General features: G+C 45.2%; 10 protein-coding genes. 7 read left to right on the top strand and 3 right to left on the bottom strand.

The features are described from left to right. The first annotated feature begins 1 nt into the window (after window position 1). The 5 genes from ACUVJL_RS11380 (at window position 2) to ACUVJL_RS11360 (ending at window position 7,956) form a co-directional block, all read left to right on the top strand. Window positions 2-538: a Rab family GTPase gene (locus ACUVJL_RS11380; RefSeq protein ID WP_445245944.1), complete on the top strand. Its 537-nt coding sequence runs from the start codon at window positions 2-4 to the stop codon at window positions 536-538. Further along, a complete protein-coding gene (locus ACUVJL_RS11375) occupies window positions 535-2,082 on the top strand; it encodes a PAS domain-containing sensor histidine kinase (RefSeq protein ID WP_445245943.1) in 1,548 nt (515 codons plus the stop codon). The genes ACUVJL_RS11380 and ACUVJL_RS11375 overlap by 4 nt, the downstream gene beginning before the upstream one ends. 63 nt (window positions 2,083-2,145) lie before the next feature. After that, window positions 2,146-2,979, top strand: a complete 834-nt coding sequence (locus tag ACUVJL_RS11370; protein WP_445245942.1) for a PAS domain S-box protein — start codon at window positions 2,146-2,148, stop codon at window positions 2,977-2,979. Window positions 2,980-3,137: 158 nt separating this feature from the next. Beyond that, window positions 3,138-6,839 carry a PAS domain S-box protein gene (locus ACUVJL_RS11365; RefSeq protein ID WP_445245941.1) on the top strand — a complete coding sequence of 1,234 codons (3,702 nt, stop codon included), beginning with the start codon at window positions 3,138-3,140 and terminating at the stop codon, window positions 6,837-6,839. Window positions 6,840-6,843: 4 nt separating this feature from the next. Continuing rightward, window positions 6,844-7,956, top strand: a complete 1,113-nt coding sequence (locus ACUVJL_RS11360; RefSeq protein WP_445245940.1) for a hybrid sensor histidine kinase/response regulator — start codon at window positions 6,844-6,846, stop codon at window positions 7,954-7,956. Window positions 7,957-8,418: 462 nt separating this feature from the next. Here the strand turns inward: ACUVJL_RS11360 and ACUVJL_RS11355 are convergent, their stop codons facing one another. Next, window positions 8,419-9,591, bottom strand: a complete 1,173-nt coding sequence (locus tag ACUVJL_RS11355; protein WP_445245939.1) for an NAD(P)/FAD-dependent oxidoreductase — start codon at window positions 9,589-9,591, stop codon at window positions 8,419-8,421. A gap of 211 nt (window positions 9,592-9,802) precedes the next feature. Here ACUVJL_RS11355 and ACUVJL_RS11350 point away from each other — a divergent pair, with 211 nt between their 5' ends. After that, window positions 9,803-10,081, top strand: coding sequence for a hypothetical protein (locus ACUVJL_RS11350; RefSeq protein ID WP_445245938.1), 279 nt, complete (start codon window positions 9,803-9,805; stop codon window positions 10,079-10,081). Between the two features lie 51 nt (window positions 10,082-10,132). Further along, window positions 10,133-10,672 carry a DUF2231 domain-containing protein gene (locus tag ACUVJL_RS11345; RefSeq protein ID WP_445245937.1) on the top strand — a complete coding sequence of 180 codons (540 nt, stop codon included), beginning with the start codon at window positions 10,133-10,135 and terminating at the stop codon, window positions 10,670-10,672. A gap of 68 nt (window positions 10,673-10,740) precedes the next feature. Here ACUVJL_RS11345 and cutA read toward each other — a convergent pair whose 3' ends face one another. Then, window positions 10,741-11,061: a divalent-cation tolerance protein CutA gene (gene cutA / locus ACUVJL_RS11340; protein ID WP_445245936.1), complete on the bottom strand. Its 321-nt coding sequence runs from the start codon at window positions 11,059-11,061 to the stop codon at window positions 10,741-10,743. Window positions 11,062-11,860: 799 nt separating this feature from the next. Continuing rightward, entirely contained in the window at window positions 11,861-12,751 is an 891-nt protein-coding gene (locus tag ACUVJL_RS11335; protein ID WP_445245935.1) for a pentapeptide repeat-containing protein, read from the bottom strand. Window positions 12,752-13,145 lie beyond the last annotated feature (394 nt).

The raw sequence follows: 13,145 nt of genomic DNA, 5'->3' as shown, positions 1-13,145 counted from the left end.
TATGCCAGTTACTATATCTAAAAAAATCTGCATGATTGGCGATTTTGGCGTGGGGAAAACCAGCCTGATCCGCCGTTTTGTCGATCGGCAATTCAGCGACCAGTACCTCTCCACTGTGGGAGTAAAAATTTCCCGCAAAAGCCTAGAATTAGAAAGCGTAAAACAGCGAGAAAACGTGACGGCACAGTTGCTAATTTGGGACTTAGAAGGCCATACAAAATTCAAAGGAATAGCACCGACTTACTTGCAGGGAGCTAGCGGCGTTTTAATCGTTGCCGATGTCAGCCGCTCCGAAACAGTTGAGCGAATCTCCGAACACATTCAGCTTTTTTCTTCAGTCAATCCTAAAGGGTCAATTATCGTCGCTTTGAACAAAGTAGACTTGATTGACGAGGAAAAATTGGCGCTGCTAGTGGAAATAGCCCATTCGATAGGTCAAGACAAAGTAATAGCAGTTTACACTACATCTGCTAAAACAGGCAAAGACGTTGACGAAATCTTCTATAAACTAGCTTACAGAATGGTAGAACAAGTATGAACCCCCTTTTGAGAAAGCTGTTGGAGCCGCGACAAACACAGTATTTGGTAGTAAATCACCATTTCATCATTCAGGAAACCTCCGCCGAAGTGCAGCATTATGCCGATACTCCGGGCGACGCGATACCCGGTGCAGATGCTCGCATGAGTTTTCCCGAACTGATTGGCCTTGAAAATATCCTCATGTCTATCATTATGGGACGGCTGCCGAGTTGCGATCTCAAAGGTATCGCTCGGTTTACCGACCACAACTGCCCTTTATACTTTGATATGTTGGCTATCAAACATGAAGACGAACAAGAAGATGTGCCAAGTAAATTGCTAATTTTGATTGAAGATACCACCGAAAAGATGGTGATGAAGCAATCGTTGATTCAGAGGGCGAATGAAGCTCATCTTTTGGTGAGTGCCTTAGCCGCTTCTAACGATTATATAGATAAAGTTATTCGCTCGATGGGCGATGCTTTGTTGGTGACAACAACATTAGGAATTATCAAAACAGTCAATCAATCAGCAAAATGGTTATTTGGCTACAATGAAGCAGAATTGATCGGCCACCCCCTCTCCATAATAGTAGTCGAAGAAAAGTTGCTTTACCAAGCTCGCCACCGCTATATTTTGTCTCATAAAGAGCTGCTCAGAGAACTGCAAGTAATCTGCACTACTAAAGCAGGAGAAGAAATTTGGGTAGAATTTTCCTGTTCGGCAATTCAGACAGAATTACAGGAACTTTACGATTTCATCTATATCGGCAGGGACATCACAGAACGTAAGCAACAAGAAATAGAAATTCGCCGATGTTTGGCAAAAGAGCAAGAACTCAGACAGGTAAAATCTCGTTTTTTCTCCATGCTCGCTCACGAATTCGGCAATCCTTTACATACAATATTATTTGCTACTAAAATCCTCCAAGACTACGGCGACGAAATCACCCACGAGGAAAAAAAACAATACCTCGAACACGTTGAATCAGCATCTAAACACATGGCTCAGCTATTAGATGACGTGCGGTTGCTCAGCAGCGCCGAAGCGGGAAAACTCGAATTCAATCCCGCACCAGTTGACTTACACAAACTTTGCAGCGAGTTAGTAGAATCAATTAAAATTAGTTACGGCAAAAATCATAGAATTAATTTTATTTATAAAAAATTAAGTGTTTCCGCGAAAAAAACCGATCGGGAGTCGGAGGAAACGCAAGACTTGCCAGCACTCGATCCAAAATTGCTGCGGCACATCTTGACAAATTTGCTGTCAAATGCTATAAAATATTCGCCGATCGGCAGCCATATTTATTTTGAATTAAATTGTGAGAATGAAGAAGCTAAATTTAAAATTAAAGACGCAGGCATTGGCATTCCTATCGAAGATCAAGAACAACTGTTTGAATCTTATTACCGAGCCCAAAATGTCGGAAAAATACCCGGCACAGGACTGGGTTTATCCATAGTGAAGCAGTGTGTAGACTTGCACGGAGGTCAAATCGAATTTTCCAGCGAGACAGGGTTAGGCACTACCTTTATAGTCAAAATTCCATTTGACAAATAGAGATAAATAGATTAATCTGAGATAATTTGATACAGAGGGCGCATTCACTACTCAAAATCTAATATGAAAACCCTGTTAAAAAAACTGTTAGTTCCCCACCACTTGGAGTACCTAGCACTGGACAAACATTTTTTAATCCAAGAAACATCTCTCAAAGTGCAGCGGTTTGGCGACTGTCCCGAGGAAGTAGTCACCGGCAACGATGTCCGCATTCCCTTTCCCGAATTGGTGGGAACTGAAGAAATTTTAATCGATATTTTTGAAAGACGTTTGCAAAATTTTGAATTTAAAGCGATCGCGCGGGTATTAGGAAATGGATCGCGGCTTTATTTTGATATCTATATTGTCGAGTTCACCAATGAAGATAATCATCAGAGATTAATTATATTTTTTGACGACGTAACCGACAGGATGGCTTTAGAACAAACTCTAGTCCAAGCTACCAATGAAATGGATATTTTATTGAGTACCTTAGCCGCTACTAATAATTATGTTGAAAAAATTATTACTTCTATGGCGGAAGTTTTGTTGGTAACAACAGCCTCGGGAAAAATTAAAAAAGTCAATCAAGCGGCTCAAGATTTGTTTGGTTACAGCGAATCACAATTAGTAGGCCAGCAAATAGACGTTCTTGCCGCAGTTGGCGCATCTTTGCAAGCAGTCAGTCAATATCCGCCTCAACAATCTGAAACTAACACCGAAGTAATTTGCAGGGCCAAAAGCGGAGAAAAGCTAACAGTTTCGTTTTCCTGTACGGCGATTTCGACTGAAATTCAAGGCATTTCTGGATCTGGGGCCGCCGTTCAAGATTTCGTGTACATCGGCCGCGATGTGACAGACAGACAGCGCGCCCGCAAGCGAAAAATAACTCAGTACGCCACCACTCGCATCCTGTAGGCATCCGAAACAATCAAAAAAGCTCTAGCAGCAATTCATATCGATTCCGGTTGCACCGTCCGCATTGTTGACTAATGACTAATGACTAATGACTAATGACTAATGACTGTTGACTAGTGTTGCTAAAGTTAATTAGCAATACTTTTTCGCCAAGACTGATGGAACTTGCTAATTTGTCAGCAAATTTACGATCGCCCTTAAAAGCTGTCGATCGCCACCCTGTGACGGTTGCGCCTTCCGCTTGCCTCGGGGATGCGATCGCCCTAATGCGTGGGGCGATCGACCCTTGTCCGTTGCCTAATTCAGCCCATCACTCAAACGAAACGGTAAAAGCATCGATTAGTTGCGTTTTAGTTGTCGATGAAAATCAGCTAGTCGGACTGCTAAGGCCGGAAGATGTGCTGAACTTAGCCACCGAGTACGGATGGCAAGGCATGAAAGTTGCCGACGCAATGACCCGGAATTTAATAGTCTTAAAAGAATCAGAATTTACAGATATTTTTACCGCATTTAAGCTATTTTGTCAACACTCGATCGATTACTTGCCAATTGTGGATGAACGGGGTCAGGTCGTAGGTTTAGTCAGCGAAAAAAGGATTCGCTCAGCAATGTATAGCTGGATAGAGGCACTGCACCAAGAAGCGGCAAAACTCCAGGAACAATGCGAACTGTTAGACGGCAATTGTGAACTAGAAAAACGAGTCGGCGATCGCAAAAATGCCGGAAATGCCCTGCGGCAGAGCGAGGCGCGCTACCGGGCGATTGTGGAAGACCAAAGCGAACTGATTTGCCGCTACCTCCCCGACGGTAAAATCACTTTTGTCAATCAAGCTTACTGTCGCTATTTCGGCGTGCAACCAGAAGACTTGCTCGGCAATAGCTTTATGCCGCTGATCCCAGAAGCAGACCGAGAAATTTTTCAAGATCAATATACTTCTGTGTCTCCCGACAAGCCTATTTTTACTGGGGAACACCGAGTAATTTTGCCGAGCGGGGAAATTGGCTGGCAGCAGTGGATCGATCGCGCTATATTCGACGAGAGCGGACAAATCGTCGAGTATCAAGCAGCAGGCCGGGATGTAACGCAGCTCAAACAAGCAGAAATCGCTTTGCTACAGCTCAATGCAGAGTTAGAACGGAGAGTCCAGCAGCGGACACAATGGTACGAACTGGCAGTATCGGCGGGCAAAGTGGGGGTTTGGGACTGGAATTTGGAAACCGACGAAATCTACATTGCTCCGTCTTTGAAAGCTTTGTTGGGCTATCAGGACGCAGAGATTCCCAACCGCATGGAAAATTGGGCGTCTCACGTTCATCCCGACGATCGAGTTGCCGTCTGGGAAGCAGTAAATGCTTATCTAGAGGGTCTGACAGAAAGTTATGAAGTTGAACACCGGATGCTGCACAAAGACGGCAGTACCTGCTGGATACTTGCCCGCGGCAGCGCGATCCGATCGCCCGACGGCAAGGCTTGCCGCCTGAGTGGGACTGACACGGACATTACCGAGCGCAAATTGACTGAAGAAAAACTCCAAAACTCCGAAGCCGAACTGCTGGCGCTGTTTAATGCCATGACGGATATCGTGCTGGTTTTCGACGCCAGGGGCCGCTACCTCAAAATTGCCCCCACGGCTCCCGAACTGCTGTACAAACCGGCTCCTGAAGTGCTGGGCAAAACTCTCGCCGAAATCTTCCCAGAAGCGGAAGCTAATTTTGCCCTCGACCACATTCGCCAAACATTGGCATCTGGGCAAACCCACAGAGTTGAATACAGGATGGAAATTGGCTGCAAGTTATGCTGGTTTGATGCGAGTATTTCGCCCCTGGATCTCGATCGGGTGATGTGGGTTGCCCGAGACATTACCGCTCGCAAACACGCAGAAGCTGCACTGCAAAAGAGCGAGGAAAAGTTTCGCAACTTATTTGACGATGCTCCGATCGCGATCGGTTTGACAAGCGTGCGCGACTACCGCATGATCAAGGTGAATGAAGCTCACCGCCAGATGTTGGGCTACAGCGATGCGGAGTTGGCGACGATGACTTTGACTCAACTCACTCATCCAGAAGATTTACAAGCAGATTTAGAGCAAGTCAAGCAGCTTGTAGAGGGGAATATTTCTCGCTTCCAAATGGAAAAACGCTTGATTAAGAAGAATGGCGAGCTGATGTGGGCAAACTTGACGGTGACGCTGATCCGCGACCGCGAGGGAATTCCTCTCTACAGCATGGGGGCGATCGAAGATATCAGTTATCGTAAGCGGGCAGAAATGGAATTGCAGCAGTTAAAAGAACGCCTGCAATTTTTACTGGCTTCTAATCCGGCAGTAATTTTTACTGCCGCACCCACGGTAAATTTTTGTACTACTTACATTAGCGACAACGTTAAGGCAATCGTTGGCTACGATCCCCAAGAAATGTTAGCAGATTCTAACTTTTGGGCGAGCCGGATTCACCCAGAAGATCTGCCACAATTTATAGTAAACTTTTCTAATTTGTCCGAGGGCAAAAATTGCATTTGCGAGTACCGCTTTCTGCACCGAGACGGACTTTACCGCTGGCTGCGGACGGAACTGAAACTATTGGTTGACAGCAGGGGCCTTCCGATCGAAATTATTGGTTACGCCGCTGATATCAGCAATTCTAAATACGCCGAAATCGCCCTGCAGCAGCAGTGCGAGCGAGAACGGCTCGTGGAGGCGATCGCCCGTCGCGTCCGCCAGTCTTTGCAATTAGAGGAAATTCTCAACACCACGGTTGCCGAACTCCAGCAAGTATTGTTAGCCGATCGAGTTTTGGTTTATCAACTTTTACCCAAAAGTGGCGGGCGAGTCATTGCTGAAGCCGTGGCAGAAGGATGCAGCCAACTCGTGGATAGATGTTTTGGCGCAGAAGTTTTTCCGGCCGAAAGTTATCAGCTTTATTTGCAAGGGCGAATTTGTGCGATCTCCGAACTAGATGACCCCGACCTTACACCTTGTGTGGTGGAGTTTATGACACAAATTCAAGTTAGGGCAAAGTTAGTAGTGCCGATTATTCAGCACTGCCAACTTTGGGGATTGCTGATTGCCCACCAATGCGATCGCCCTCGTGATTGGCTAGAATGGGAAATCAATTTATTGCAGCAGTTGGTGAATCAATTAGCGATCGCCATTCAGCAATCTCTACTCTACCAGCAACTGCAAGCTGAACTAAGCGAACGCAAACAAGCGGAAGCAAATTTGAAAAACTCCCTCAAAGAAAAAGAAATTTTGCTCAAAGAAATTCACCACCGCGTCAAAAACAACCTCTGCGTAGTTGCGAGTCTGTTAGAATTGCAATCTAACACAGTTGCCGACCCCCAATTAGCCAAAATGTTTGAAGAAAGTCAGAATCGCCTTTACTCTATGGCTCTGATTCACGAGAAACTGTACCGCTCGATTAACCTGGCGCAAATTAATTTTGGCGAATATCTCGAAGATTTGGTAAGTAACTTGTTTCACTCTTACAATATTAGCGACAACCGAATTCAGTTACAGGTATTAGCTGAGCCAATTTACCTGAATCTTGAAACCGCTACTCCCTGCGGTTTAATTGCCAATGAATTGGTTTCAAATACCCTCAAACACGCTTTTCCTGATGGCAGGACTGGTACAGTTAGTGTAGAATGCTATCAAACTGGCGATCGGGAAATCCACCTCTTCATTAAGGACAACGGCATTGGCTTTCCTCAAAACTTAGATTTTCGGAAAACTAACTCGATGGGCTTTCAAGTTGTCTGCACTTTAACCGACCAGTTAGAAGGAAGCATCGAACTGTCAAGACAAACCGGCACAGCCTTTCACTTGAAATTGAACGAGTTAAGCTACTCTAAAAGGTTTTAAACTTATGAATTTTGCCGAAAAAGCAATTAATATTTTGATTGTCGAAGACGAACTATTAATTGCTAAAAATTTATCCCATAAATTAGAAAGTTTGGGATATAAAATCGTCGGCATCGTTTCTTCCGGAGCCGATGCCATCCAGCGCGCAGGCGAAATAGAACCCGATTTAATTTTAATGGATATAGTCATCAAAGGTGACATGGACGGCATAGAAACAGCAGTAATAATTAATCAAAAATTCGATATCCCAATTATCTATACAACTGCCTATGCCGACGACGAAACTTTGCAGCGAGCGGAAAATACTGGCTCTTACGGCTACCTCCTCAAACCGTTTAAACAAAGAGAACTGCACGCCACCATCAAGATAGCGCTGAGCAAACATCAAGAAGCAGTAAAAATGCAAAAACTAATTGCCATAGCCGCAGCGAAAAGCGAAAACCGCTCGCGATTTTTTTCAATGGCATACCACGATTTAAACACTCCTTTAACTACTATACAGCTATCGGCTGAAATGATAGAAGATAGCGAATTGCAGAGGGTTTCAGCAACTAATAAAAATGTCGCTCGCATTAAAAAAGCTGTCAGCAATATGAGTGGATTGCTGGAGGACATTTTAATGCTTAGCAAAGCAGAAAACGGGAAAATTTCCTTGAATTTAAATCGAATTAATGCGACGAATTTATGCACCTCTATTTTAGAAGAACTGCAACCTCTCGTCACCGACAAACACGTCATAACTTTCCGCACTAACACAGGTCCGGTGTACGCCAATCTCGATGCAAAACTCTTGCACCACCTTCTGACTAATTTGCTTTCAAATGCTATTAAATATTCTCCAAACGGCGGCAATGTTAGTTTAGAATTAAGCTGCGAAAACCAGCAAATAATTTTGTGCGTTCGAGATGAGGGAATTGGAATGACAGCGGAAGATCAAGAAAAACTATTTCAGCAGTTTGAACGGGGTGCTAATGTAGGCAAGATTAAAGGATCGGGTTTGGGACTCTGCATTGTCAAACACATAGTTGACCTGCACGGGGGTACAATAAGTGTGGAAAGTGCGATCGGCAAAGGTACTACATTTATTGTCACGCTGCCTTTTTTAGTTAGTAGTTAGTAGTCAGTAGTCAGTAGTCAGTAGTCAGTAGTCTGTAGTCTGTAGTCATTAGTCATTAGTCATTAGTCTGTAGTCATTAGTCATTAGTCATTAGTCATTAGTCATTAGTCATTAGTCATTAGTCATTAGTCATTAGTCAACAATGACGGACGGTGCAACCGGAATCGATATCACATCCAAAATATTGAGAAACGCGCCCCCACTCAACCTACTAACTCTGACTAGGAGACAGGTTTTTGGGTATCTGCGATCGGAGGGGACGGGTTTTTGAGTTCGGCAATTTGATGGATGATTGAAATTGGGGTAACTCGCCCCTACAAATCTTGATATTTTAGATGTATTCTTGTAGGCGCGAATCCCTAGGGCAGGTTTCACCAACAAGCTATAAATTCCAACTAACAATATACATAAACCTGCCCTCCCCACTAATAGTTAAAAGCTAACAGTTAAAATTAGTCAGTGTCAGCAAAATCGATCGGGAGACAAAAGCTCGATCGCCCAATCTTTTTCTCCCGTCGCCCAATTTGCAAATCGTTCAGCCACAGCAGGTACAATAGCCAAAGGATTGCTGAGACCAGAAAAAACGTACAATCCAGGGCGAGAGCCAATAGACCCCACTACGGGCAACTTATCAGCGCTAAAGGCCACAATACAATCGTGCCAAGTTGCAGGTAAACCTGCCAAAGCAGGCAAAACTTTGCCGATTCCTGCACGAATTGCTTTTTCGCTGGTTTCGCGATCGACTTTAGCATTCAAATCGCTCAAAGTGCGAGACAATTGCCCGATCCGCAAACTCCCATCCTTAAATTGAATTGCACCCGAATCTAAAATCGGCGACAGCAACTCTTTACCCGGCTCATCCCAAAGAAAATCCATCTCAATTCTACTCGATTCAGCTTCCAATTCAAAACGTTTTAATAGCGCAGGCATCACCAAAGTCCTGAGTTTCAAATCCACAGGTGCAGTTTCCAAAATTTCCGCGCGAGTAAAATAAACTCCCACAGAAATACCAGCCAGCTTCAGCAAACTCCGACTCCAACCTCCAGCACAAACAACAGCATTTTCACAACGATAAATTCCCTGGGCCGTCTTGACTCCCGAAATCCGATTTCCCTCTTCTATAAACCCAATTACTTCAGCAAATTCTATCCTTCCTCCCAACCGCAGAAACCCTTGACAATAAGCTTTATTTGTGGAACTCGGCGAAATGTGACCGTGACGCACAGTCAGAGCTCCGGCGAGCTCGCTTTTATTGAGCAAAGGTTCCAACTCGCCAGCTTCTGCAACACTCAAAAGCTGCGGAGTAATCGCAAAATGCGTATAATTAGCCGCCGCTTTTTCGGCATCGGAACCCGCATCAATTGTTAGCAACAAATCCAACTCGCGAAACTCAGTATCAGCATCTAATTCCGCCGATAAATTGCGGTGGCGTTCGATACCTTCCCGACACAATAGACGAGTTAAATCAGTCGTGCCCGACCAATAAGCCAAGCCGCCGTAACTAAAACGAGTAGCATTTTGCATGGTAGCATCTCGTTCCAAAAGCAGCACCGCAAAACCTTTTTTTGCCAGTTCGTAACCCAGTGACGCACCCGTAATGCCGCCGCCGACAACAATCCAATCGTAACTTTTCATGGGCAACTCAAAGGGAAGGAAAATATTATGCTTAGATTTTAGCTTAGGTTTTTTCGGAACCAGCCGAAAATCCTCTACCTACAGGAAGAGGCTACCTGCGATCGCCCTAACTGAAACTTCCACCCCTCGGGAGATGTTTGTGCAGGGAGATTTTTCGTTCAATAGTAGGAATTAGAGTCAGCAAAAAATTAGAAATACCAGAGAGGTTTTTATGAGTATCGACAAACCAGGCAAAGATATGGAGCGCACTGTCAATCCGGGCGATCGCATTGCCGATGAACCGCAAACCATCGAAGAAAAAGCCCAGCAACTGGCGGTAGACCACGTGCCAGACATCACGGGAGATGTTGTTACAGTTCCAACTTATGTGATGGTAGAAGAACCCGATGGGGAAAAGAAAGCCCTGCACCACGTCAAAGACGCCGACGAAATTTCTGACGTAATTAGGCAGGCCCGGGTTGACGAAAATGGCGAGCGGGTTTGGGATTAAGTTTAATCCAATAAAAACGGCTTTGTTGTACAAAAGTTATCTGTAGGAATCATGGAAACAAATCCCAGAAATAGTACGCCCTATCCCAATCTTCCGCCGATTCTCGAAAGTCACGATACAGAGTATCGCGACGCGGGCATTACGAGTTCAGTTGCAATTGCAGGCCATCCGATTCACCCCGCGATCGTACTGTTTCCGATAGCCTTTTTAGTAGGAGCCGCCGGCACAGACATCGGTTATTGGCTGACAAGGGATCCGTTTTGGGCGAGAGCTTCGCTTTGGCTGATAGGTGTGGGTTTTGCTGCGGGGATTTTGGCAGCAATCACGGGCTTTTCAGAGTTTTTCAAAGTTAAAAGAGTGCGCGAGCGCAGTGCCGGTTGGTTGCACATGGGCGGGAATGTGGCGGTTATGGTACTTTCCCTGATTAACCTGGTGTTGCGACAAGGAAATCCGGCGGAGCCGATCGTATATACAGGTTTAGCAATTTCGGTCGTCGTCGCAACCTTGCTGGGCATTACAGGCTGGTTCGGCGGCGAACTAAGTTTCCGCCACAAAATCGGCGTCATCGGCCCTACCAGTCATAATTCGTAGGTTTCTGACCATTTGTAGTAGGGACTTGGGTCCCTCTAAGCGTGGATAATTTAGGACTAAAGTCTTGACTACAAACTTAAAGATTGTCCCAGCCAATTCAGATAAGCATCGCTGCCAGCGATAATAGGAATAGCAATAATTTCGGGAACTTCATAGGAATGGAGTTCCTGAACTTTTGTTTTTAAAGCCTCAAATTTAGCCAAATCAGTTTTAATCAGCAACTGCCACTCTGACTCGGCCTGAATCTCGCCTTGCCAAGTATAAATAGAGCGAATGGGTGACAAATTCACACAAGCAGCCAGCTTGTGTTCAACTAGAGATTTAGCGAGATTCTCCGCCTCCGCCTCCGATGCCGCAGTTACCAGAACCACCCCAAAATTAACAGTCATAACGATTTTAGATTTGAGATTAAATAATTGATTTTAACAGAAAACCTTGAGCTTAATCACTTGTAGGGAAACAGCCCAGGCTAACTCCGGCGCGGATATCTGCCACTTTTAACTCAATTGGCGTAAGTCCCGCGCTGTAATTGTACCTTATTGGGCGCCGGGATATAAGCCAAGCAAAGTTCAAGGAATAATCGAAAACTTCCCGATATTTTCACTAAAACGTGTAAAATGTAAATGGTTGCGACCCGCCCGCTCGACTGCAAACAACAGGCTACAGTAGCAGTAATATGCTTGGCCTCAGACAACTGCGAGAGAAAGGGGGAAAGAACAGACCGCTGGTTGGTAAGGCACGTCCCACCATAAAATACAATCCAAGTTTGTTGTACGAAAATACTTTTTGCCCTGGGAAACAGGGCTTCTGCGTGCGTTCCCTACGAAGGGATAAAGGGTGTAAAAGCCCAGAGATGGTGTGTAAGACTCGGATCGTCTTCAGTGACGAATATTCAGCAATGGATATCCCCAACAGAGCAACAGCAAACGAGACACGAAGCCTATACTGTACCGAAAGGTCAGTGTTAGGTATTTCACTAATTCTAGGACTTACGCACCGATGCCGAGAAACCGGGTTTTTCCACCAAAATACTTGGTTTAAACCCTAAATCTTGGTAAAAAAACCCGGTTTCTTTGCGTCCATTGATTTTAAAGCAGTACGAGCGGGACGCTGGCACTCGCCTATAATTCCGTAGTTACCAGATTTAATCACCAAAAATTTCCCATTCCCCATTCCCCATTACCCATTTTAAAACTCCTTAACTTCCCAAGAATTGACTTGGCCCGGCCCAGCTAAGGAAAAGTAGCGCCTAGTAGATTCCGGCAAAATAGCTCCCGCCAACAAAGCATTATCTAAATTAGCTCCTATTAACGTCGCCTCGCTCAAATCTGCTGACATCAAATCAGCTTGAGACAGCTTGGCCCAATTCAGATTTGCCCCTCTCAAACAACTTCCCCTCAACTTAGCCCCGGTTAAGTTTGCTCCCGCTAACTTCACCTCCCGCAACTGAGCCGCGCTGAAATTCGCCCCCGCCAAATTCGAGCCTTCCAAATTCGCTCCCATTAGTTTAGCTTCGCTCACATTGACGCCGCTCAAATCTGCACCGCAGAGATTCACCCCTGCCAACTGCGCTCGCCGCAGACTGACTCCGGTTAATTGAGCTCCAAAAAGTTTTGCACAATTGAGCTTTGCACCGTAAAGGTTTGCCCACTTAAAATTAGCTCCCGTCAGATTCGCGCCCAGCAAGTTAACTAATTGCAAGTCGGCGCTGCACAAATTGGCATTCCACAACACAGCACCGCGCAGGTTGGCGCCGGTTAAAGTTGCGCCGCTTAACTTTACTCTCGGCAATTTTGCTTTTACCAAAAAAGCCCCGCTCAAATTAGCTTTTGTCAAATCTGCGCCGGGGAGTTTGGCTTCGCCCATTTTGGCAAAACTCAGATTTGTTCTTTGCATCTGCGCGCCTTTGAGTGTTGCTTTGGTGAGAAACGCCCTGCTGAGGTTCGCCCCGGAAAGATTAGCTCGCGAAAGGTTGACTCCGATTAAGATTGCTCCGCTGAGGTTAGCCCCGCTGAGGTCGGCTCCAGCAAAGTCTCTTTGTCCTTTTTCGTAATTGTTGAGCAGTTCGCTAACTTCCATAGGGCGTGATACCTTTTCTGATGGGGGGGTTTCGATCGAGAAATCTTTACTATTAAGGTTGTTTCAGAAATTAGACTGTTTCAAAAATTAGACTGTTTCAGCCTTTGCCTCAAACGGTATAAATTCTCTTAACATCACTTTCTGTTTAAAGGCACTCTTTTAATAAAGATTTTATATCTTCCTCGCGGTAGCGATCGCGCTTTCGGTATTTTTGAATTAAAAGTTAATGTTTTTTTACATAGATAGTCCTTCCTTAACGATCGACAGTAATTCGCAACTTCAGGCGCAGCGTGCCCTTGAATCCTGCGGGAGGTTGCCAGGAACTCAAGGCCCTGTTGAGAGTCTCTACGGCGTCTGTTGCTTGCAGCGTCGAGGTTTGAGTGTCGATCGCCAC

The organism is Microcoleus sp. OTE_8_concoct_300 (genome assembly GCF_031383065.1).
In the GTDB taxonomy this organism is placed as follows: domain Bacteria; phylum Cyanobacteriota; class Cyanobacteriia; order Cyanobacteriales; family Microcoleaceae; genus Microcoleus.
Note: the sequence above shows the minus strand (reverse complement) of the source record. Positions and strands in the feature narration are given on the sequence as shown.